Origin of the sequence: Myxococcus sp. CA023 (genome assembly GCF_010998615.1) — a bacterium.
GTDB lineage: Bacteria > Myxococcota > Myxococcia > Myxococcales > Myxococcaceae > Myxococcus.
On record NZ_JAAEAH010000056.1, the window covers coordinates 25,305 to 48,143 of the forward strand.

The window sequence follows — 22,839 nt, forward strand, 5'->3', positions numbered from 1 at the left end:
CGGGTGGAACCTACGCGGACGCTTCTGCCGTAGTACATTCTCAGCATCGGCGAACGCGCCAACAGAAGGGGGATGCAATGAACTTGATGATGACTATCGAGAGGACAGAGCGCCAAGAGCACATTGATTCACTCTTTGAGCGCGACGAGGTTCGCTACCCTTTTCCCAAGAGGATCCTGAGGAAGGACGAGCTTGCGGGTGGGGTGCTTTACGTCGTGTACCAAGGGCGAATCTGTGGTTACGGCCAGATAGGAAGCATCAAGCAGCACCGAGGAATGAAGGTCGGAAGTCGGCCAGGAAGGCGGGTAGATGGACCTGGGGATATGGTGGTTCTCAACGGACCACTGGAAAAGATGCCTCGCGAGATAAGCATGCGTGGATTTCAAGGATTTCGTTACATCAAGAAGGACCTGCATAATCCATCGCGCGTTCGCCGCTGAACGGCATACCTGTGCGGTGAGCGTCAAGCTCTCGTCGGGCAGAGCGTCAATGCGAGTGAGCGAGGAGCGCGCGACCACTGTTTCACCTGGGCGCAAAGCGCCAGGTGAGTCTCGGCACCCCGAGGGGCGTCCAGGTGCCAGGGCCGACGACATGTCGGGCACCGACGCGACCTGCCCTCTGATGACGAGGGCGGGCCAAGCCACCGTCTTCATCGTCGTCGACCACGTCACCGCCGAGTGCGCCGGTATCCACGCGGCCTGGGTGAGGACTCGCTTCGACGCCCCCGAGCCCCTGCGCCAGGGCGTCAAGGGCCGCTTCGATGCGTACAGCCGAGGCGTGGCCACGGGGTTGGGCCCTCCGCCACGACAACGGCAGCCGGTTCACCTCGAAGGCATTTCAGGACGAACTTCGCTTCCTGGGTGCCGCCAGCCCGTCCTTCGCCACAGTCCCGAGGGCAACGGCTGCGCCGAGCGTTTCGTCTGCACCCGCGAAGAGAAGCTGCTCTGGGGGCGAACCTTCTCCACTGTAGAGGACCTGCGCGTGCCGGCGGGAGTGGCCCCACCGCAACAACAAGTACGGACATACGGAAGACCACGACCACCTCTCGCCGAGTCAGGCCCGGCTGGAGTTGATGCAGTTGAGACAGGTGGCCTGATTACGACCCACCTGGTATCTCAACAACCCGGTGCGGTGCACGCCCTAGAGCTGCTTGCGAAAACGGCGAGCACGTTGGAGCCTATTCCCCGTCCATGCCCGTCATGATGAAGAAGCGTTCCTCAAACACCGAGCTAACATTCGCAACGACCAGTGTCACCGCCCTGCGCTACTGGGCACCGCTTACGGGCGCGATCGGTGACGATGCCCGATCCGAGGAGGTCGTCGCGCTTGTCAAGAGCGCCTGTGGGCCTTACGGCCTAGTTGTTGGCCACGCAATGCGGTCATGGAGGGATTTATGACCCATCCACTCGAAGCTGATTTCAGGGAGTGGTCCAAGCCGCCGACCGGAACGGAGGAGCAGCGCTGCACGAATGCCGAGAGGGTTGTGCGCAACGCGATCCGGTCGTACCCGGCGTTCGCCACGAGAAACATCGAGGTCTTCCCCCAAGGCTCGTACCGGAATGGTACAAATGTACGCGCCAACAGCGATGTCGACATCTGCGTGCGCTGCATGGACGTCTGCTTTAGCGACGTGCCTGACGGCTATTCGACGCCGGACTTCGGCCTCGTCGACGCCACGTACACCTATGCCGAGTTCAAGGAAGACGTCGGGCACGCGCTAAAAAGCTACTTGGGCGCAGATGCCGTCACGCGCGGGAACAAGGCCTTCGACCTCCACGAGAACACGTACCGCGTGGACGCAGATGTGGTCCCGACCTTCGAGCATCGTCGCTATCTGGTCCAGAGCGGGCAGTACTCATACACGTCTGGTACAGAGCTGCGCCCCGACAATGGCGGGCGCATCATCAACTGGCCCCACCAGAACTACGAGAACGGGACGGCGAAGAACGCCCTCACGAACACGCGATTCAAGAAGCTGGTGCGCGTACTCAAGCGGCTGCGGGATGAGATGGTCGCTGAGGGGAACACCGCCGCAGAGCCCATCCCGTCGTACCTGATCGAGTGCTTGGTCTGGAACGCGCCAACCCAAGCGTTCGTCCACGACGAGTACGCGGAAAACCTGCGCGCGATCTTGTTTCACCTTTTTGCGAACACGCTCACCGATGCTGAGTGCAACGAGTGGGGCGAGATCAACGAGCTAAAGTACCTATTTAGAATGAGCCAGCCCTGGACGAGGGAAGACGTGAATAGCTTTGTCGTCGCGGCGTGGAACCGAGCGGGCTTCAAATGAACGAGGGACCGTCATGCTGAGCCGACTGCATCTGTCTGCCATTATTCTTGTTGCTGCCGTTCTCTGGGGAGGCCTGCTCGTGTTCGAGGGCGTCGCAGTGAACGGGAGCTGGTTCCGCCCGTTCTCGACGGTCGTCGGCAGTCTCCTTTTGCTGCTCGTCGCCTTCGATCTGTGGGCGTGGCGGCTCCGTATCCTCAGCGGGTGGTTCGTCCCTCGACCAGACTTGAGAGGCACATGGTGCGTCGAGCTCCAGAGTGATTGGAAGGATCCATCGACGAATAAGATGGTCGGACCGCGCACCGCGTACCTTGTTGTGCGGCAAACGTTCTCCACGCTCAGCATCCGCATGCTTACGGCCGAGTCGGCATCCGAACTCGTCGCAGCCGAGATCAACAAGTCCGTCGATGGCACGTACCGCTTGGCAGCCGTCTACCGGAACGAGCCAAAGCTCTCCGTTCGCGACCGCAGCCCGATCCACTACGGCGCCATCGTGTTCGACGTGCAGGGAGAGCCGGTGAAGGAACTCGCCGGGCACTACTGGACAGACCGTAATTCGCGCGGAGAACTGCGGACGCTGGCCCGACACGATTCGATCGTTGGCTCATTCAGCGAGGCACAAGATTTACTGCCGCCAGAACCAGCCACGACCAGCGCGACGAAATCTGCCTCTGGAAGCAGTGGGACTGGGGAGAAATTGTCGTGAGCGGAAAAACCATCAGCCTATTTATGTGGGGGTACCAATCCCATTACCGGTGGGAGTTCGAGTATCTGACGAACTTGGTCATGCGAGAACTCGGCGCCCACGATGCAAAAGCCCAATGCCTGCTTGTCGGAGCAAAGACTCCACATGCCTGCGTACGTCACGAGGTCTGCGTTGAACCCGAGGATGGTCAATGGCCGCTCGATCTCTTTGCAGACTTGCCTGCTGCAATAGAGCGGATCATCAAGGCGCATCCGCTTCAGAACATGTATTACGGGGACGAGCCGAGCATGCGAGAGAAGCCCGAGAAAATTCGGCGCGACTCGGTTCGCAAGGCAGTCCAAGCCGCACTCCTTCCCTACGATGAGAAGCAGCGCGTTCGCTCCTTCGCGGGTGCGCCTGCACCGGTGGGAGGGTACTACGTTGTCCCAGTCCTCCAGGTGCCGGCAGCCATTTTCGAGCGCTTTCGCCCTCTTCGTGAGCCGGTGAGCGACGGCCAATTTTCGGGGTACCCGAGTCTCATCCGCGCAGCAATTGCGCAAGTTCTCAGCACAGCTTACGACGAACTCCTTCGCCCCGATCCAGGGCGCAATCTGAGCGGCGGGTCGGCTTCGCCCGAAGAGATCGTGCGGCGCGCTGCTGCGGCCTTCATGTACACGCCAAGGCTGCTGATTGGCCATAAGAACTATGGTGGCCCCAACCTCTACGAGAGATTCAACCTGATCTCCTCGCTCATGTACGAAGGTACCGAGGGCACCGGAAGGTTGCTGCTGGCAAACCCGGATGGTGGTGCGGTCGATGTTGCACTCTCGCTCGCCGACCCAGTGCCCTTTCATGAGCCAAGGTGGTCTCGGAAAATTCTGCAAATGGCGTCGTCAGAAACGGCGCTAATCTCTAACTGCGAAAGCATTCTTGGACTGGGGGACGTCGCGCGAGATGTTGATCCGTGGGCCACGCAGAACGTCTTTGAGGTCGAGTTCCACAACCATCACCACTGGAGCCTATCTTGCGGCGACGAAGTGCTCCTCGTGAGCAAGTATGGCCTCCCTTCGTTGCCCCAGGAGCGGTTCCCAAAGGCGCGGTTAATCGACACGTTTCAACGGCTCTTTCCCGTGGCAACATCTAAGGATGTCACCAGCTTCACAGCGCTATTCGACGTCGCTATTGGGCAGCAACATGGAAGCATGCTGGTTGTTGCGCAAGACGCTCGGGAGGAGGCCGCCAGGCTGAGTGGCCAGGGAACCAAGATCGTTCCCACGAAATTGACGCCCGAACTTTACCGTCGCGTTAGCAACATTGACGGCACTATCATCATTGACCCACACTGTATCTGCCATGCAATCGGTGTGATTCTCGACGGTCCAGCAAGAGCGGAATGCACTCCCTCGCGAGGGGCTCGCTACAACTCGGGTATTCGGTATGTCGGAGGGTCGGCTACAGCCCGGCTTGCAGTCGTCGTGTCGGACGACGGTACAGTGGACGTCATTCCTGTGCTTCGACCGCGAATTCAGCAGGGTGTCGTAGAGGCGCATGTCACGAAGCTTGAGGCCGCAACGCGAGACAACTATCACTCCGTGATTGGGTGGTTGGACAAACATCGGTTCTACATTGACCAGTCACAGTGCGCTCGAATCAACACCGCGCTGAATAGGATTAGTAGCGAGCCGATGGATGTTGGCGAATTCATGATTCAGTGGCCAGAGTTCATTCCGGTTCCAGAGTGCACGGCGGACTACTTCGAGTCCGAGCCGTGCGCATAGGGTCGCCAGCCAGGAGGCGTCACGCGTGGTGTAACTCTGTGCCTAGCCAAAACTCGGTCGCTGCGTCATGGGGGCATCGGTTCTGCATCCGGCAGTGCGACAAAGCGGGTGACGTCATCGACCCGGCCAGCAAAACCGGGCCAGCCTGCCGCCAGCTTCAGTCCGGGCGCCCTCCCTGTGCACAGCCACCGGCGCGTTGCTTTGAGCGACGCCACCACCGGAATGAACGGCCATCATTGATTCAACCCGGGGCCACGAGAAGGGCCGGACACGCAGGAGTTGGTGCTGCCCACCCCGTGGTTGCACAAGGTCCTGCATGACCACCCAGGCCTGTACGATGCCCCCCACGGCCTCCTCTTTTGAAGTATGCTGGACGCCATCCCAGTCCGCGATATCCGGGGACAACGGCGGCGAAGTTTGCGGAGACTCAATCGGCCCCCGAATGTGAACGGAGCGCGCAACCCCAGAATGTCTCTCGTGTTTTCTGTCGCAGTCTCTAGAGAGAAGCCGAGAACGAGTTCGCGCAGGACTTCATTCGGGGAGCTGAACGAAGGGCCCTACCAACCGGTAGGGCCCTTTTGTTTTACATGGGCCTCGCGATGAACATCGCGGGGCCTTCGTGCTTAAGCCCCTGAATCACAAGGGATTCTGGCTCGCGATGCTGAAGAGGGCCCGCTCGGCTCTCGACTCCGCAGCCCGAGATGCCCCCTCTCCTCCGCCGCCGATTGGGCTCTCGGAACCGCTCTTTCACCCGTTCTGGGGAGAGAGAGGCCGAGAGCGGTTAACAAGTGTCGTTAACTTTTGGGGAGGCGGTTAACAACATTCCCCTGGAGGCCCGTTCTTTCCGCTCTGAGGTTTCTGGAAAGGCGCCTCTCTCTGTTTCTGGAGTCGTCGCTCGCCTGTTTTTCTGCTCTCTGCAAAGGGGGCACCGGAAATGCAGGTTGCAACGAGATTCGGCTCCAGCATCGATCCTCCGCCCCCACTTCGCCGGGCTGTGCCTATCCAAAATTCGGTCGCTGCGTCATGAACGCGTTAAAGCTGCGTCAAAACGCACGTCATGACGTGAGCGATACGCATAACGAGCCGCTGGGTCCTCTCTTCCATTTGATAGAGGTCGGAATTACGCCCGGCTCAGACGCCTCAACACCTCTCTGCCCGCGTGTGGACACTCCCATCCCGTCCTGCGAACGCAAGTAGGCTGGTGCAGCACGCGCGCATCTGCGAGGGTGTTGTTGGAAGAACCGAGACGCTACGCAGCGCGGCGCTCGTACCGGTGGTGGAGCCCGAAGACTTCCCGTAGCTCTATCACCTTGGCTCCTTGCTCCGGGCCCTGCACCTCACGCGTCTCGGGCGCATCTTTCCCGAGCGACAGGTGCGTCCGGCTCGCGTTGTAGTAGCGCTGGTACTCGCGCAGCAGGCGCCGAGCGTGAGTTTCGTTCAGGACGACGACATGGTCCAGCAGCTCCCTACGTATCGAGCCGATGACTCTCTCCGCATAGGGATTCTGCCACGGACACCGTGCTGCACTCGGCACCTCGCGAATCCCCAAATAGGTAAGCGTGGCGCGAACGCCCTCGGAGTAGAGCTTGTCCCGATCTCGGTGCAAGTACCTCGGAGCACTGGCCCAGGGAAAGGCCTCTCGCAACTGCTGCTTCGTCCATTCTTCCGTCGGGTGCGCTGTCACATTGAGGTGGAGGATTCGCCTGTCCCGGTGATTCACAACCACAAATCCCAACAGCACCCCAAACGTCGCAGTCGGAATGACAAAGAAGTCCATCCCTGCGGACTCCGCCAGATGCAAGCGCAAGAAGTTCCGCCATGTTGGTGATGGTTTCGGCGCTCCCCTTCTCGGCCTGGGCATGTCACGAGCGACCGTTGTCTGGCCTACCTCCATCCCCAACTTCAGCAACTCCCCGTGAATGCGCGGGGCCCCCATGTCGGGTTGGCTTCGGCCATGCGCCGAATCGACGCCCTCAGCTCCAGGGTTGCCCGAGGACGTCCCACCCGACTTCGGGACTTCCAGCGCCAGAAGAGCCGAAAGCCCATCCGATGCCACTTCACCACCGTCGCCGGCCGCACTAGGCACAGTGGACGCCGCCATCCCTGCCAGAAGCGCTGGAGAAATACCCAGAAGAGGCGATCGCCCCGTACAAGCCTCGGTGATGGGCGCTTCTCGCGAAAGACCGCGAGTTGCTGGCGAAGAGCCAAATTCTCCAGAGCCAGTTCCGAACGGCTCCGCAAGACCGAGCGCAACGTCTGAGCCAGCGCCTTTACGAAGGCCCTCATCCTGCCATTCTTGCCGGCCGTAGCCAGCACGCCAGAATTCTGCCGCACCCCGTAACGGACCGCATGGCATCACAGAGGGAACCGCGCACACTCACCCTCTTTCGCCCCGTCAAACCCAGCATTCTTCGGACCCATCCGTAGGACTGTGCATGCAATGACGCGTTCGCCGACGCACGCTTCTCGCCGGCCTCGACTATCCGGTAGTCACAGGTGCTCGTTATACGTTGAAATCAATCTGCAGGACGGGTGTGTCCGCTTCGATGTCGCGCCGGAACCGCCCCCACCGGTCGAGCGTGCTCTCGTCGAGCACGGCCGGGTCGCGATACTGGTGGAACAGCGCGTAATTCATCGAGCGCTGGAGCGCGAGCAGGTCCGGCACGGCCGCGAGCCACTCGCGATCCATCCGTCGGAGCTCCCGATACCCTTCGAGGAACGGCCCCAGGAACGCAGCGGCCGCTTCGTCGCGCGCCTCTCGAGCCTCGCCTCGCGCGATGTAGAAGAGGAGTACCGCGATGTCCTTGACGAACCACGCGTACTCGCAGTTGTCGAAGTCGAACGCGGTGATCTTCCCTTCGGCGAAGCAGAAGTTGTGCATGTGGAGATCGGCGTGGATCAGCCCGTAGCTCTCCGGTGTTCGAGGTAGCCGGTTCAATCGCTCGATGATTGCCGCGGTGCGCTCGCGAACGAGCTTCTCCTCGGGGGGCGCGAACCGGTCGATGTCGACCACGTCGTACTCATGCCATTCCTGGCGCTTGAGCCTGGGGCTCGAAGGCGCGTAGGTCTGGGCGCGGTTGTGGAGCCGCGCGAACAGCCGGCCCAGGTCGCGGAACAAGGGGGGCTTCCAGTAGCGCTCCTTGAGCGGAGGCGCGTCGTCGAAGACGATGCCCGGCGCGCGCTCGAACGCGGTGGCGACGAAGTAACTGCCGGGCTCGCGGTCTTCGATCCGCTCCACGAACTGCCCCGACTCGGAGAGAATCGGCGAGGCGATTGGAATGCGCGCGGCGGCCAGATAGCGAACGAACTCGACCTCACCCAGCGTGTAGTCGATCGTTCGCCGCGTACTGTGCGAGATGCGCAAGATAAGGCCTTCGCCGTCGTCGTTCTCCGCCTCGTAGACGAAGTTCTCGAAGGCCGCGAGCTCGGTGAGCTGCTCGGGCGACAGGCCATACCGACGCGCAGCCTCATCGCGAATCGGTTCGTGGAAGCGGCGGACAAGCTCTGGATGCATCGAACCCTCTATTCCTTCAACGTGAGGCGGCTCTCACCGTAGCCCAGCACGGTCGAGGCAGAGTCGCTGGTGACCGAGACGCCCAGGCCGCGCGCGAGGGTCTCCGCCAACGGGGGGCCATTGCGCGGCCGCGTGAACACAGCGAGGTCTGTGCCCGTCAGGGGGTGATCCGGGCGCCGGAGCCGCTGGTTCAGCAGCGCTTGCTCGCGCTCGACGACGCGCAGGCACCGGCGCTCGAGGGCGAACGCGCTGGCCGCGACGCCAGCGAGCTCGCCGCAGATAGGCTCCGCCACGACCTTGTCTCCCGGCAGCCCATGCGCGAAGAGTTCGGCCAGTCGCCGCTGGCTCGTGGCCTGCTCGGCGGGATCCAGCTTCGCCAGCTCGTCCAGCGAGGTGCCCTGTGGCGTGCCGGGGAACGCCTCGCCGATGCGCGCGAACAACCAGCGGCTGAGCTTGATCTCGCGCTGGTATGTCTCGGCGAGTGGGAAATCGTCCCGGAGCAACGGGTAATGCGCGACATCGATGGGCGCCTCCACGCACTCTTGCAGCGCGGTGCGCGGGAGGTGTCCGGCGAACGCCGCCCGGAGCCGTTCGTGGAGCAGCCCCTGGGTCGCACCGAGGAAGCGGACCACCGATTCGACGCGCTGCCCGAGCAGGCCGTAATCGAGCGCGGCGTCGAGATCGCCGAGGCGCGCTGCGATGTCGGGCTGGGCCTCAATCGGTGCCGGGGCCGCGCCGGTCAACACCTGCAGATATTCGTTGATCAGCGCCGGCGGCCCGGCGCACACGCCGTGCGGACCATGGAAGACCGCGTGACGCTCGGCATAGTCCAAGATCGATTGCGCGGTGACGGGCTGCTCGGGGACGTCGCGCACCAGGTCGTTGGTGACCAGGCGAACTCCGTCAATCAGCCGGAACATGGCCGCGAGCCCGCTGTCGAGCTCTCCGTTCGGCACCGGCTGGGTGCCCCGCACCATCACGTACCCGACCGACGCGAGCGTGCAGACGACCATCATGTGGAGCTCGCCCGCGGTGAGCACGCCCGGGGTCCGGGGCGGCATGCGCGCGAGGAAGGCCTTGCGGAACTGCTCGGTCAGCGAGAGCAGGTCCGGCCACTGACGCGCCATGGCCTTCATCGCGGTCACGTTCATCGGGAGTTCGCTCTGGTACCGGCTCCCCGCGTAGTGGCACTGCTTGCGCACGGTGGGGAGGTCGAGGAACAAGGTGCGCGGTGCGACGTTGTTCTCGCCCACTTGCCGGCCGTCACCGTCGAGCGCCGGATGCGCCACGCGGTAGACCGGCACGACCACCTCGAGGTTCGAGAGCTCGAACCCCCGTCCGAACGCCTGTTCGGTCAGCACGGGGCAACGATTGGCGTGGGCGCTGAACGTGAGCGGCTCACGCCCGGCTGGCACCTCACCCAACCGCTCAGGGAAGGACACCGCAGTGCGGCCCGTGGGCGCATCCGAGACCCGCCTCAGCACCCGCTGTTCAATCAATGTTTCGAGCAGGTCCCGAATCTTGTCCCAGGAATGAGGCGCGCCGTCCGACCACGCCATGGCGTCGGAGGCTTGAAATTGCTCGACCTGGAGCAGCTTCTCGCCCAAGGGCGCGATGTCCGGCTCGTCAAAGATGAGCTCCACCTCGCCATAGAAGAGGTGCAGGACCTGCTGGCCATTCCCTGCGTCGAGCCGGTCGTGCGTGAGCCGCCTTCGATTGGGAATGTAGAGCATCTCATCCGCTTGCAGCTGTGCCATGGCTTCTCACTCCCGCTTCAGTGTGACGTCGCGCGACCAGGTGCCGCCGAGCGAGCGATAGACCTCGACGCGATGGTTGAGCAGCAGCCGCTGCGCTTGCAGACTTGCGCGCTCGAGCCCGACCAGATTCGTCAGGGCGGTGAGCACCGTCAGATAGTCCGAGTGCCCCTGCTCGAAGCGCCGCCTCGCCTCGTCCAGGAGCTGCCGCCCGAGCTGGACCTGCGCACGCAGGCTACGCAGGCTCGTCGCCTCGTTCTCCTCCTGGACCACGGCATCCTGCACCCGTCCGATCGCGGTGTGCAGCGCGAGCTGGTATTGGATCTCGCGACGCTGGAGCTGGATCGGCAGTCGCATGTACTCGGTGACTCGCCTTCCATCGAACAGGGCCCAGGTCAGGTTCACCCCGACGACGGACTCGCGCAGGGCCGGCTCCGAGAGGCCGACCTTCAAAGCGCCCACGTTGCCCACCAGTTGAATCGTCGGGAGCCAGCTCGCCAGGTTCGCGTTGAGGCGGTGCTCGACCTCGGCGACGCGCAGCTCCGCGAGCCGCATCTCGGGCGTGTTCACGTTCAGGTCGCCCGGCGTTCCGAGTTTCGGTGGGGGCGGCAGATCGGGAAGCTGTCGATCGAGTGGAACGACGTCGTCGGCGGGGGTGGGTACCCGGCCCAGCAGCGCCTTCAGCTCCGAATTCAAGAGCGCGTTCCGGGTGGCGATCAGCGGCACCTGCGATTCGAGGTTCACCAGCAACTGCTCCTGCTGCAGCACCACGAGCCGGGGCGTGAGGTGCTGCTCGAACCGCGCTCGAATCAGCCGGAGCAGTTCCTTGTTGTAGTCGATCTGCCGCAGCGTGAGGTCCCGGAGCGCGCGGGCCTCGAGGATGTCGAACCAGACCTGGGTGATCCGCACCGCGAGGTCCTGGATGCGGCCCTCGGTGAGCTGCCGCTGCTGCTCGGCGAAGTTCAATCCCGCGCGCCGCTGCGCACCGAGGGCTCCAAACAGGTCGACCTGGTAGGTCACGCCGAAACCGACGTTGGCGAGGTTGTACTCGGCCCGGGTTGGCGGCGCGGGCGGAAGGTTGGCGTTGGCAACGACATGACTCAGCCCCGCCGGGTTCAGGATGCCGACCTGGAGCGGGTACCACCAACCTTGCGGCACGTTGGGGTCGAGCTGGTTCTCGTAAATCAGCTCCCGCACTTCGCGCAGGACCAGGTTGTCGCTGAAGCACTCCTGGATGGCCGTGTCGAGAGCCGGATCGGCGAACGCCGACCACCAGACTGCGTCCTGGGTGACGCGCTCGGCTGGCTGCGCGGGCACGCTCTCCTTCGACGGCTGCGGGCTTGGAACCCCGCCCTCGGGTGCGCTGGACGGTTGGGGCGGCTCGGTGCGCAGATCGACGGCGGTCGAGTAGCTGCTCGGCGTCGGAGGCGGTTTGACGACGACGGGACGGATCAGCTCGCAGCCGGAGCAGGTCATCGCGAGGAGGGCGAGCGCAAATCGAAGTCTCATGGGTGGCTAACGACCACGAGGGCTTTCGCGTGGTTGAGGACGCAGCGCTGCGCGACCCGCATGGTCTCGGGATCGAGGGAGGCGAAGCTCTCGTCGAGGATGACCAGCTCGACCCCCTGCAGCAGCGTGCGCGCGATGTAGAGCCGGCTCTTCTCGCCGTGCGAGAGTTGCCAGCCGGTCTCGCCGATCATCTCCTCGAGGCCGGCGGGCATCTTGGCGACCAGCTCCTCCAGCCCGAGTTCCTTGCACAGCGCGGCGGCCTTGGTCCGCAGCTCGGGCGAGGTCGGCCACTCGCGCCCGAGCAGGAGATTGTACGCGAAGCTGCCGGACAGGACGTGGTTCTCGTGGAACTGCGGCGCGGCGGTGATGCGCTTGCGCCAGCCCGAGGAGCCGAACGTCGCGCGGTCCAACGCGTGCAGCAGCATCACACCGCCCTGCGGCGTCCTCAGGCCCGTCAACAGCGATACCAGCGTCGACTTGCCACCGCCCGATGGGCCCTCCAGCAGGATGCGGTCGCCCTGCGCGATCTGGAACGAGCAGTTCTCGAGCACCGGCCGGGTGCGCGCGTCGTGCCGGAAGGTCACGCCCCGCGCCTCGATGAGGGTTCCGCCGGTGGTGTCGGTGGGCTTGCCTCCCTCCATTTCGAGAGGGACTTTCGATTCGAGCTCGGGGCGGCCCACCGCGAGCAACAAGTCGCGGATCTGCTCGAAGGACACCGCCGCCTGGGAGACCTGCTGGAAGTAGACGGCGACCTCGTCGAAGGCTCGCAGCGCGAGCAAGATGCCGCCCACGGCCACCGCCAGCGCGCTGGCATTGGCCGTACCGGTGCTGAACGCCGGCAGCAAGGTCAGCAGGGCGAGCACCAACCAGCCGTCGCGCAGGAGCGCGGTCAGCTGCATGGTCCGGCGATCCATGACCTTCGAGATTTCGGAGTAGGAACTCAAGCGGACGTCTTCGCCATCATGCCAGCGCTCGAGTGGGAGCTGCGCCAGCCGCGTTCGATGGCCGAGCATGCGCTCGAGCAGGTCGTGGGTGATCTCGACGCGCGCGCTCGACCACGCCCGCTGAACGCCGTAGTGGCGGCGCGCGAGGACGAACGCGACCACGACCCACAGGACGAGCACCATCGCCTGGGGCCACCCTCCCGCCCCGAGCACGAGGATGACGCCCGCAAGAATCAAGTCGACGAGCGACAACACCGCGAGCAGGGCGCCGCCAATCGCAAGCTGCTCGACGACCTCGGCCTCGGCGACGCGGCCGAAATGGCGGCCGATGCCGTCGAGCCGCACCTCGTCGGGGGTCAGCTTGAGGGTTCCCGCAAGGAGCTGCTGCTTCAGCAGCGTTCCGAGCCGAATCGAGAACACGCCCTGCCACCACACCTCGAGCATGCGTAGCGGAATCGCGCACGCGATCACGGCGATCCACCCCAGGAACCACCCGGTCTCGAGGTGGGCCTGGAGCGCGGCGCGACCGAGCAACCAGAACGAGCCAGCCAGCACCAGCGAGAGGAGCGTGTGGCTCACGAGGATGCCGGCGACGAGCGACGGGATGTCGCCGAGCAGCGTCCGCCGGTTCGCAGTGCGCCTGGGGCGCATGATCCAGCCGGTGCGCAGCTGCGCCTGGCCGAGCCGCTGCAGCAGCATCTTTGAGCGGGCGTGCTCGCGCGCACGGGGCGACATCTCCACGCCGCCGAGCAGCTGGTCCACCTCGGCGACGGTGGCTTCCTGCTCTTCGCGCAGGAGCGCGAGCGCGCTCTTCGTCTGGACCGAAACCGCCGTGGCGTCGCGCGCGAGCAGGCGCAGCTTCCCGCGCCGCGTACCCAGCAGCACCAGATAGGACGGGACGCCGTCTCGCCGGACCTGAAGGATGCAGGGCGCGGCGCGTTCGAGGACGTCGGGCAGCTCGTGGTAGAGCGGCGTGATCGGCTCGAGCTCCACCCCGAGTCGATCTCCGAGCGCGAACATCCAGACCCGGCTCGGCTCGACGGCCGCCGCGGGCGGAGCGATCTCTCCCGCGGCCCTGCCATAGCCTTGCCTCTGCGCCAGTTGCTCCAGCGCGTCGGGCAGTCGCTCGACCGGCCACAACAGGTCGGAGTGAGAGCGCGTCATCCCACCAGCTCCAACTCGCTTGCGACGGGCTCCGCGACCGGCGTCTCCACCGGCTTCGGCGCCGGCCTCTCCACCAGCTGGCCGTCCGAAAGCCACCAATGGCGCCAGCGCCCACCGCCCCAGAGCAGCGTGCGGTTCTCCTGGTCGGCGCGAAGGAGCACGGCGTATCGCGACTCTTTGTTCACGAGCAGCTCCTTCGGCGACCCGTTCTCGAGGATCCGACCGTTCTCGACCACGAGCACGCGATCGAACTCCTGGGTGTGCTCGACGTCGTGGGTGACACAGAGGAGCGTGATGTCTGCCCAGAGCCGCCGGGACTCGGCGAGGAGCCGCGCGCGCCGGTCGCGATCGAGACCGCGAAAGGGCTCGTCGAGGATGGCCAGGCGCACGCCGGAGCGAAGCATCGCGCGCGCCAGGCGCACGCGCTGACCTTGGCCGCCCGAGACCAGCCCTCCGCCTTCGCCCAACGACGTCTGCAGCCCGTCTGGAAGCGCCTCGAGGATGTCGAGCATCTCAGCGCCCTTGAGCGCCCCCGACAGAGACCAGCCGTGCGCGCCGTCGTTGCCATACCGGAGGTTGTCGATGAGGCTCTGGTTCCAGAGACTGATCGCCGGATCCACCCAGGCCGTGGTGCGCCGCAGCCGCTCGACAGCGGCCTGATCGAGCACCTGCCCGTCGACCTTGATTACGCCGCGCGCCGGCCGGAGCCAGCCGAGCAAAAGGCCGACCAGCGTCGACTTGCCTGCTCCGGAGACACCGACCACGGCCACGTGCTCGCCGGGGGCGATGTTCAAGGAAACCTTGTCGAGGATGGTGTGACCGCCGCCTTTCACGCGGACCTTCTCCATCACGATCGAAACGCCGCTCGCGGTGTCCGCGGGCGCGACAGGCTCCTGCACTGGCGCCTCGGTCCGAGCCGGCGGGTCCTTGATGTCGCCGATGACGTCGAGGAGCCGGCGAACCCGGTTCATCGCATTCGGGAACGCGCGGCTCAGCATCATCAGCCGCTGGCCGAGGATGGGGAACCGCAGCGCCCAATAGACGACCAACAACACCAGCGAAGCCCGCTCGGTGCCCGCGAGGTACGAATAGACGAGCAGCATGACGAGGCCGTAGCTCACCAGCATCAGCCCGCCTTCGAACCCGACCGACAGCGTCTGGAGCCAATAGCGCGCCTTGCTCCAGCTGACGAGCAAGGTCTCCTGCGCGCGGCGCAGCGACCGCTCGGCGCCGTGGATCCGGATCGGCGTGAGCCCGACGAGCGCGTTCAGGGTGAATCCGCTGAGTGCGCCTGCGTGCATCTGCACGCGCAGGTCGGGCTCGAAGAGCAGCTTCTGCGCGACCAGGGGTACGAGCAGCGTGACCGCCGCGAGCGCGAGCACGATGCGCCATGCGTGCGGTGCGGCCCAGATGAGCGCGGCAGTGATACTCGCGACTTCGAGCGACAGGACCAAGGCCTGCGCGAGCAGGGGCGGCAGCGACCGCATCGCCTGGATGTTGTGCGTGCGAGACGCCATGTCGGAGGCGAGCCGGCTCTGAAAATAGCGGTCCTCCATCTCGGGGAGCTTCTCGAAATACGCCTTCCGCAGCCGCACCTCGAGCCGGCGGCCGATGCCGAGCAATCCCAATGAAATGGGGATTTGGATGAGCATGAAGCAGAGCGCGACGCCCGCGAGAACGGCCATGCCCGTCGCACGCTGCGCGAACGTGCCGAGGTCGCGCCCCAGGTCGAGCACGCCACGGAGCATCAGCGCTTGCAGGATTCGCCCGAAGGTGGCGAACACCAGTCCCACCGCAATCAGGCCCGGAACGACCCACGAATCTTCGCCTCGCAGGCGGAGCAGCGTTCGCGCCGGGCTCACCTGCTTGGCGACGAGCTCCGTCGCCAGGTCGCTCGCGAGCACGGCTCTCGGCGCGTCTTCGCCTTCGCGCGAAGCCTCGCGCCAACCGCGAACCCGCATCAGCACCGCGCCGGTCATCGACACCTCGCCCTCCACCTCGGGGTTGGGGCGAACGGACCAATAGGCAGCGGGAATGGGCACTTCGCCGGAATCGTCCTTCGCAATCATGGATTGCAGCAGACCCGCCGCCGTCCGGCCTCGTCGGACGGCGCCCGCGCGGATCATCGCTTCGGACGCCCGGCACGCGGCGTCGAGCCTGGCGATCGGCAGATACCCGGGGTCCTCGAGCGCCCGGGCAACCAGCGCCCGCGCCTGCGTCGCACCCAGGTTCAGCAGGCGGCGCTCGAACGTCGCGACCGCCTCCTCGGACCCAGCCCATTCGCGCCAGCCGGTCGCCGGAACGGACGTGGTGTGCTGGTACAGGTGGCTCAGCAGCGTCGAAATCCGGGTCCAGTGACGGCCCGCCGCCGGGTCCATGACCTGGATGAACGGGCCGACGCGATTCCACAGCACCACGAAGTGCGGCCGTCCTCCCGCGCTGAGCGTGACGATGATGGCGGGAAGCGCATTGGCTTCGGGGACCACCACGTGATCGAGCGGAAGCATCACCTCCTCGGCGTCGAGCCCGAGCTGGTTCGCGACTTCATCCAAGGTGACGATCGAGGTGCCATCGACGTCCGTCTGACACACTTCGCGAAGGACGCGATAGTTGAGCTCTGCGCCCATCCCCGCGAACAGGCTCTTGAGTGAAGCGGGGCCGCAATCCGTCGCCGAGATCTGGATCACCTCGGGAATGATTGAGCGCCGGCGCCTGGGAGGAGTCATGGTCAGCGGGCCTCGGCTTCGGGCCGAAACACGGTCGTGGGCCGTTCTTCAGGCTCCGGATTCCATTCGCCGACCGACCGCATCAGCAGCGCGACAGGCGACGCCCGCGCGACCTCGACCTCCACCGCCAGGGTCATGCCGTGGCGCAACTGGATGCGCGGATCGTCCGGCGGTGCGAACTTGAGCTCGACGCGCACCGTACCGGGGATGGCCTCGGGCGTGGCGGTCTGGCCGGGCTCGGTCCCGACGGCCGTCACCCTGGCGGGGACCGTCCCGTAGATGGTCATCGGGTAGCCGTCCAGCTTGAGGCGCGCCGTTTGACCGGGCTGGATCAATCCGACGACCTCCTTCGGGAAACGGGCGCGCACCCGCACCTCGGCATCGCTCGCGACGATGGTGCCGACCCGCTGCCCGTCGGCGATGAACGCTCCCGCGCCGAGCTCCGCCACGTCGACCAGGTGGCCCGTGGCCGGCGCCCGATACAGCTTCCGCTCGATCTGGTACTCGAGGCGGTCGATGGTGCCCTGAAGCTCCCGGATCCGCCCCTCGGCGCCCAGCGCCTCGCGCTCGAGTTCCAGCAGCTGCGCGGCGAGGGCTTGACGGCGCACGTTCTGTTCGTGCCGCAGTCGGATGAGCGCCAGACCCTGCGCCGTCTGCGCGAAGCGGAGCGCGTCGACATCGGTCGTGCGCTCAAGCTTCTCCATCTCCGAGACCGCGCCCGTCGGGCTCTTGAGGGCCAGCTGCGCGCGTTCCACCGCGAGCCGGTGCCTGGGCGCGAGCTCCTGCTCCCTCCCCAGCGCCTCCTTGACTGCGACCTCGTCCACCCGTGCCGTCAAAGCCGCCTCTTCGTGCTTGTTGGTGATCTGCTGGCGGATGATGGCGAGCTCCTTCTCGGTCGCGGCGAGCGTCGCCTTACTCCGCTCGAGCTCGAGGCGCTCGGCCCGTGCGTCGAACTCGATGAGAAGGTCGCCTTCCTTGACCTCATGGTCGAGTTTGAGCTGCGAGAGCACGACCCTGCCCGCGCTGGGCGGCTCGATGCGATGGACGGCGTTGTGTGGCTCGATCCGGGCCTGTGAGCTGGCCTTGACGAGCGGGACCTTGGCGAACAGCGACCAAGCGATGAGCCCGCCGGCGCACAACACCATCAGAGCGACGAACACGAGGCGCGTGTCCGACTCGTAGTTCAGGGAACGAAGGGTCCGCTCGAAGGGATATGCCATGGTCCGCGAACAAAAGTCTCCTTAATGGTCTTGCCCTGTCAACACCTCGGCCACTGCTTTGTGATTCACGCTCCCATTGCCTGAATACGCGCACCTCGATGCGACGCGGGACTTCGTCCGCATCGCCGCAATGCGCCACATATTAATCTTTGGCTCGATTTGACATCCAACTTCGAGTTCACTTAGCGTTTAACTCGAAAGGAGGCACGACATGAAGATCAAGATCCACGTTCGCGGCGGCCCGAAGGCGCGCTAGTAGTCAGGTGTTTTGATACCAGCTGTTGAGGCTGGTCGTTCCTCGTTTCCGATCACCAGAGGGGGGTTGATGAGGATGTTCCATCAGCCCCTCCTCTTATTTCTGGTACTGGCAACGTCTTGATTTTGCAGGTGCTCGTTCCTGCCAGGTTGCTCCAGAACCTCTCATGCGCTTGAACCGAATATGCCAGGGCTCTCCTGGGTGGCTGTTGTGCCAGTCTCGTGGCTTCCCGGAGTTGGGCGGTACCTCAACCTCAACTTTGCAAGTCGGGCAGGTTCGCCCGCCATTTTGTCCCTGCTCCGCCGTGTGCCGCTGTGCCTACCCACAATTCGGTCGCTGCGTCATGAGCGCGGCAAGGCCACATTGAGCAGTGCGTCAATGCCAGTGAGCGAGGCGCCGGTGGGGCAATTACCGCGACGAAAGCAGCCGTCAGCCCCAAGAGAGGCGGATTCAATTCGGCAAACGTTGGCAGACTGCGCCTGTGCCCCCAGCGCGCCAACCGACACCGCTTGGCGCGCGACGAGCAGCAGTTCCGAGTCAGGGCCGGTACCGCTCCGCCTCCTTGAAGAACTGGCTGAGCAAGTAGTCCACGCAGCGCGTGGCGGAACTGCATGTACTGACGGGCGCGGAGAGAGAGCGGGAAGAGCGTGCAGGGGTGCCGCCCGTACGGCGCTGTGTACGCAGAGGACCTGAAAGCAAGAAGGCCCTGCCCGAAAGCAAAGGCAGGCAGTGGTTGAAGTGGAAGCAGCGGCGGGAGAATCTGCCGGGGAATCCTGCCTTGGCGTTCGCGAAAAGCACGGCGTTCCGGCCCACTCCGCTTTCCCGAAAGCACGACATGGCGAAGAATATCGGGGCGTGGGATTTGGTGCCACACTTCTGGCGATGTCGCCTAGCATCCAGCGCACCCCCACCGCTGAAAGCCGACTCCGCTGAACGCCACCGAACCGCGCCACCTCGCCGGCCTGGACCTGCTCCGGTGCCTGGCCATCCTCATCGTCGTCCTCTTCCACTACCCGCGCCCCGACGGCCACGAGACCTATCGGATGCTCGCCAACTTCGGATGGACGGGCGTGGAGCTGTTCTTCGTGCTGAGCGGCTTCCTCATCGGCTCGCAGCTCCTGGAGCCGGCGTCCCGGGGCGAGACACCGTCCCTGAAGCGCTTCTACCTGCGGCGCTCGTTGCGCATCCTGCCACCCTATCTCATCGTGGTGGCCCTGTACCTCTTCATTCCCGCGTGGAGTGAACGCCCCGTGGAGACGCCCGCGTGGCGCTTCCTCACCTTCACGCAGAACTTCGGACTGCGCCTGAACGGCTTCTCCCACGCGTGGTCGTTGTGCGTGGAGGAACACTTCTACCTGGTGCTGCCCCTCACCGTGCTCGCGCTGCGCGGGCGCGTCCGGGCACCGCACCTCCTCGCGGGCGCAGTGGGGTTGATGGTGGCCGGCATGCTCCTGCGGGGCGGCCTGTGGCAGCGCCACTTCTCGCTGCTCGGGCCGGGTGACGCAGGGTGGCGCGGTTACGACACGATCCTGTACTACCCGACGTACGCGCGGCTCGACGGGCTGACGTGCGGCGTATTGCTCGCGGCGCTGCGCGTCTTCCGACCCGCGGCATGGGAGCGCTGGACACGAGGGGCCCGCGCCGGAGGCTTGGCGTTGGTGGGACTCGTGTGCCTGGGCGGAGTGTTTTGGATGAACGAAGAACACTTTCGGTACTTGGCCCACACGATGCTCGCGTTCCCCATGACGTCGTTAGGCTACGCGGCGCTGCTCATGGCCATGGCGGGCCCCACCGCCTCGCGCGTGTGCGCCCGCATCCCCGGCGCAAGAACCTTCGCGGTGCTGAGCTTCACCGTCTACCTCACCCACAAGGCCGTGCAGCACGGAGTCCGCGTCTCGCTGGAGCCCTATGGCATGGACGCATTCCACCCCGTCACGCTGCTGGGGGGCGCAGTGGCGGTGCTGCTCGCGTCGCTCGCTCTGCACCACGGCGTGGAACGGCCCTCGTTGAAGTGGCGCTCGCTGCTGGAGACGCGGCTCGTCCCCGAGCCTTCGCCCCAACCCGCCGCCCTGGTGGACACCAGCACCATGGCGCGCTAGCTGGGGCGGACGAAGGCGAAGTTCGCGGACACTCAATCGGACCCCGAATTTCCCGATTTCACCTAACCCTATGATGATTCTCGTTTTTCCCGTCGCAGCCTCTAGAGAGAGCTCAGAGAACGAGTTCGCGCAGGGCTTCATTCGGGGAGCTGAACGAAGGGCCCTACCAACCGGTAGGGCCCTTTCGTTTTATATGGGCATCGCGATGAAAATCGCGGGGCCTTCGTGATTAACACTACTGCGTCAGGGGCCGGAGGGGTGGACCGGGAGGCCTGGCAGGCGACGTGAGGCGCGCCCCAGGTTCGTGCGGTGGCAGGTGGGGCAGCGAGGCAACCAGGTGGCAATCACCCGCGCCATGGCGAGCCGAGCGGTGATGAAGCTGTCGTGGAAGTGGCGCGCAGGCCGAGAGTGACTGCGCGTGGGCTTCAGCCGCCCGTCGGGCCGAGGGGGGAAAACGCCGCGTGCGTTCCGCCACGAGGAAGGCGTAGCAACACAGCGCGACGGAGACATGGTGATGCCAGCCGGGGAAACGGCGACCTTCGTAATGGTCCAGGCCCAACTCCCCCTTTAGGTCCTCGTAGACGCGTTCGGTTCTCCAACGCTACATCACCAGACGGATGAGTTGCTTCTTCGTCCGGCCCTCTGGCAGGGACACCAGGAAGCAATTGGCGGGCTCGGGTTCTCCGTCGCGCCATTCAATGAGCAACTGAAGGGGCTCCTGCTTTCGCAGTGGGACGCCTGCGGCGACGACGCGACGAAGGGCAAAGCGTGCCGACAAGGCGTTTGCGTGCCCTGGCGCCAGGTGCACCGTCGGAAACCGCCCCCTTCATGAAGGCGCAGGGCCAGGTCCGAAACGCTTTGCGCGTCCTCTCCGGGACGGCCCTTCGCATTCAGGCGGCAGACAGTCGTCTGCGGGGCCACCGCGACTGCGTAATTCAATCCCAGCGAGCGAAGGCGCGCACGAAAGTCGCTGGAGCTGCCATAGGCGGTGTCCGCCAGGAGGACGCCCGGAGCCACCCCGTCCTCCACGGCCCGCTCAATCATTCGCAGCGCCAGTTGGGGCTTGGTTTTGAAGGAAACATCTGCGGGGATGCGGGCCTCGCGGCGACGCGCCTCGTCGTTGGCCCAGCACTCGGGGAGGTACAACTCGAAGTCGACGGGCAGGTGCTCGGTGCGGGTGGCCACGCTGAGGCTGACGCCAATCTGACAGTTGGTAATCTTCCCCGCCGAGCCGGTGTACTGCCGCTGCACGCCCACCGAATGCTTGCCCTGCTTGAAGAAGCCCGTGTCGTCCACAATCCAAGCTTCCACCGACTCCTGCTGCGTCATCGCCTCCAGCGCATCCCTCGCAGCCTGTCGCCGCACGTCCCGGTCGCTCCACTTCAAATCCACCGCGAAGTGCAACAGGCGCTGGTGCATGGCGCCCACCCGCTCGGGGTCCGGACACGCGCGGGCGGCCAGGGGCTCCACGCTCTTGCGCTCGCCATCCCCCAGCAGGCCCATCGCATAGAGGGCGAACGAGCCACGCCGACTCTCCTCGCCCAGCACCTCGCCGATTTGCTGGAAGTACCTCTCAAGCCGCTGCACCGCGGCGGCGTTCATGAAGGAGTCCATACCTGCTTCAGAGTGGGGAGGATGGCGGCCAATGCAAAGAGGGCCTGCCTGACCAGCCCTCCGTCGCCCATTCCCTCTTCGGCCTACCCCTGACGCAGTAGTGTTAAGCGCGCGGCGGTCGCGGCGCTGACCGTCGAGCGCGACACGCTGCGGCTCGCCTACCGCAACCTGGAGCACGAGCTGGAGTTGATGCGGCGCCGGCTCTTCGTCGCCAAAACCGAGCGGCTCGATACGACCCAGCTCGGCCTCGAGTTTGCCCACAAGCTCGCGGCACTCGACGCGCTCAACCAGCAGCTCGGACAGCCCGCTGCGTCCGCGCCGGCGGATCCAACCGAGACGGGCGGGGCGCGCCCGCCTGGCGGCAAGCGCAAGCCGGCTGGGCGTCGCGATCTACGCGAGGCCGACCTCCCGGAGGAACGCATCGAGCTGACCGCCCCGCTGCTCGAGGGCTCCGCCCCGAGGATCGGCTGGGAGGAGAGCTGTCAGCTCGCCTGGCGGCGCCCGAGCCACGTCCGCATGGTCATCGCCCGCGCCAAGTACCGCGACGCCGACGCGGCGGACACTGCCGAGCCGACGATCGTGACCGCACCGCTGCCGCCGCAGATCCTGCCGCGCGCGCTCGCGACACCTTCGCTCCTGGCGCACATCCTCAGCGACAAGTTCTGCGACGGCCTGCCGTTCCATCGCCAGGGGTGTATGGCTTAGACTCGCCGCATGGGACTCTTGACCTTCAGCATCAACGTCACCCTGGACGGCTGCGTCGACCACCAGGAGGGAATCGCCGACGACGAGACACACGCCTTCTTCACCCGCCTCATGGACGAGGGCGGGGCGATGCTGTGGGGCCGCGTCACCTACGAGATGATGGAGAGCTACTGGCCAGCGGTCGCCCGCGGCGACGAGGAGGCGCCGCCGGCGATGCGCGAGTGGGCGGTCAAGCTGGAGGCCAAGCCGAAGTACGTGGTGTCGTCGACGCGAAAGGACTTCCCGTGGACCAACAGCCACCACATCGCCGGCGACCTGCGCACGGGCGTGCAGAAGCTCAAGGACGCGACCCCGGCCGGCGTGCTCCTCGGTAGTGGCAAGCTCGCGACCGAGCTGGACCGGCTGGATCTGATCGACGAGTACAAGTTCCTCGTCCACCCCAGGATCGCCGGCCACGGCCCGACCCTGTACCAGAGCGGGCTGCCCAGCACGCGACGGCTCGAGCTGGTCTCGGCGAAGCCGCTCCGCAGCGGCGCGGTCGCCATGCACTACCGGCGCGCGCGCTGAGACGCCCGGCCCCGCCC

Annotated in this window: 14 protein-coding genes; 6 read left to right on the forward strand and 8 right to left on the reverse strand. The window is 65.3% G+C overall.

The genetic code is table 11. The annotated features are described in order from the left end of the window. The first annotated feature begins 1,393 nt into the window (after nt 1–1,393). From F8M74_RS23860 to F8M74_RS23870, 3 genes are read left to right on the forward strand one after another with little or no spacing between them, the layout of a single operon-like run. The gene (locus F8M74_RS23860; RefSeq protein ID WP_141254438.1) at nt 1,394–2,290 is read left to right on the forward strand and encodes a nucleotidyltransferase; all 897 of its coding nucleotides are present in this window, start codon (nt 1,394–1,396) and stop codon (nt 2,288–2,290) included. 13 nt (nt 2,291–2,303) lie between these two features. After that, entirely contained in the window at nt 2,304–2,993 is a 690-nt protein-coding gene (locus F8M74_RS23865) for a hypothetical protein (protein ID WP_141254437.1), read from the forward strand. Continuing rightward, the gene (locus F8M74_RS23870) at nt 2,990–4,750 is read left to right on the forward strand and encodes a hypothetical protein (protein WP_141254436.1); all 1,761 of its coding nucleotides are present in this window, start codon (nt 2,990–2,992) and stop codon (nt 4,748–4,750) included. Before F8M74_RS23865 ends, F8M74_RS23870 begins: the two co-directional genes overlap by 4 nt. A gap of 1,249 nt (nt 4,751–5,999) precedes the next feature. On the opposite strand, the gene F8M74_RS23875 is transcribed toward F8M74_RS23870, so the two are convergent. From F8M74_RS23875 to F8M74_RS23905, 7 genes are all read right to left on the reverse strand, one after another. Then, complete coding sequence (locus F8M74_RS23875) at nt 6,000–6,527, reverse strand: integrase core domain-containing protein (RefSeq protein WP_141254463.1); 528 nt, start codon at nt 6,525–6,527, stop codon at nt 6,000–6,002. Nucleotides 6,528–7,253: 726 nt separating this feature from the next. Continuing rightward, complete coding sequence (locus F8M74_RS23880; RefSeq protein WP_141254435.1) at nt 7,254–8,264, reverse strand: phosphotransferase enzyme family protein; 1,011 nt, start codon at nt 8,262–8,264, stop codon at nt 7,254–7,256. Between the two features lie 8 nt (nt 8,265–8,272). Next, the gene (locus F8M74_RS23885; RefSeq protein WP_141254434.1) at nt 8,273–10,021 is read right to left on the reverse strand and encodes a hypothetical protein; all 1,749 of its coding nucleotides are present in this window, start codon (nt 10,019–10,021) and stop codon (nt 8,273–8,275) included. Nucleotides 10,022–10,027: 6 nt separating this feature from the next. Continuing rightward, the gene (locus tag F8M74_RS23890) at nt 10,028–11,527 is read right to left on the reverse strand and encodes a TolC family protein (RefSeq protein ID WP_141254433.1); all 1,500 of its coding nucleotides are present in this window, start codon (nt 11,525–11,527) and stop codon (nt 10,028–10,030) included. After that, nucleotides 11,524–13,635 (reverse strand): ABC transporter ATP-binding protein, encoded by a 2,112-nt coding sequence (locus F8M74_RS23895; protein ID WP_141254432.1) that lies wholly within the window; start codon nt 13,633–13,635, stop codon nt 11,524–11,526. Before F8M74_RS23895 ends, F8M74_RS23890 begins: the two co-directional genes overlap by 4 nt. After that, nucleotides 13,632–16,361 carry an ATP-binding cassette domain-containing protein gene (locus F8M74_RS23900; RefSeq protein WP_141254431.1) on the reverse strand — a complete coding sequence of 910 codons (2,730 nt, stop codon included), beginning with the start codon at nt 16,359–16,361 and terminating at the stop codon, nt 13,632–13,634. Before F8M74_RS23900 ends, F8M74_RS23895 begins: the two co-directional genes overlap by 4 nt. A gap of 2 nt (nt 16,362–16,363) precedes the next feature. Then, on the reverse strand, nt 16,364–17,521 hold the full coding sequence (locus F8M74_RS23905; protein WP_228560048.1) for an HlyD family secretion protein: 1,158 nt from the start codon (nt 17,519–17,521) through the stop codon (nt 16,364–16,366). Nucleotides 17,522–18,805: 1,284 nt separating this feature from the next. On the opposite strand from F8M74_RS23905, the gene F8M74_RS23910 reads away from it, so the two are divergent. Continuing rightward, nucleotides 18,806–19,936, forward strand: coding sequence for an acyltransferase (locus tag F8M74_RS23910; protein ID WP_141254429.1), 1,131 nt, complete (start codon nt 18,806–18,808; stop codon nt 19,934–19,936). A 606-nt stretch (nt 19,937–20,542) separates the two neighbouring features. On the opposite strand, the gene F8M74_RS23915 is transcribed toward F8M74_RS23910, so the two are convergent. After that, nucleotides 20,543–21,550: an IS701 family transposase gene (locus F8M74_RS23915; RefSeq protein WP_228560050.1), complete on the reverse strand. Its 1,008-nt coding sequence runs from the start codon at nt 21,548–21,550 to the stop codon at nt 20,543–20,545. A gap of 168 nt (nt 21,551–21,718) precedes the next feature. Here F8M74_RS23915 and F8M74_RS38025 point away from each other — a divergent pair, with 168 nt between their 5' ends. Together F8M74_RS38025 and F8M74_RS23925 are read left to right on the forward strand one after the other, a co-directional pair. Next, nucleotides 21,719–22,255: a hypothetical protein gene (locus tag F8M74_RS38025; protein ID WP_228565703.1), complete on the forward strand. Its 537-nt coding sequence runs from the start codon at nt 21,719–21,721 to the stop codon at nt 22,253–22,255. A 9-nt stretch (nt 22,256–22,264) separates the two neighbouring features. Next, nucleotides 22,265–22,822: a dihydrofolate reductase family protein gene (locus F8M74_RS23925; protein WP_141254428.1), complete on the forward strand. Its 558-nt coding sequence runs from the start codon at nt 22,265–22,267 to the stop codon at nt 22,820–22,822. Nucleotides 22,823–22,839: the final 17 nt, after the last annotated feature.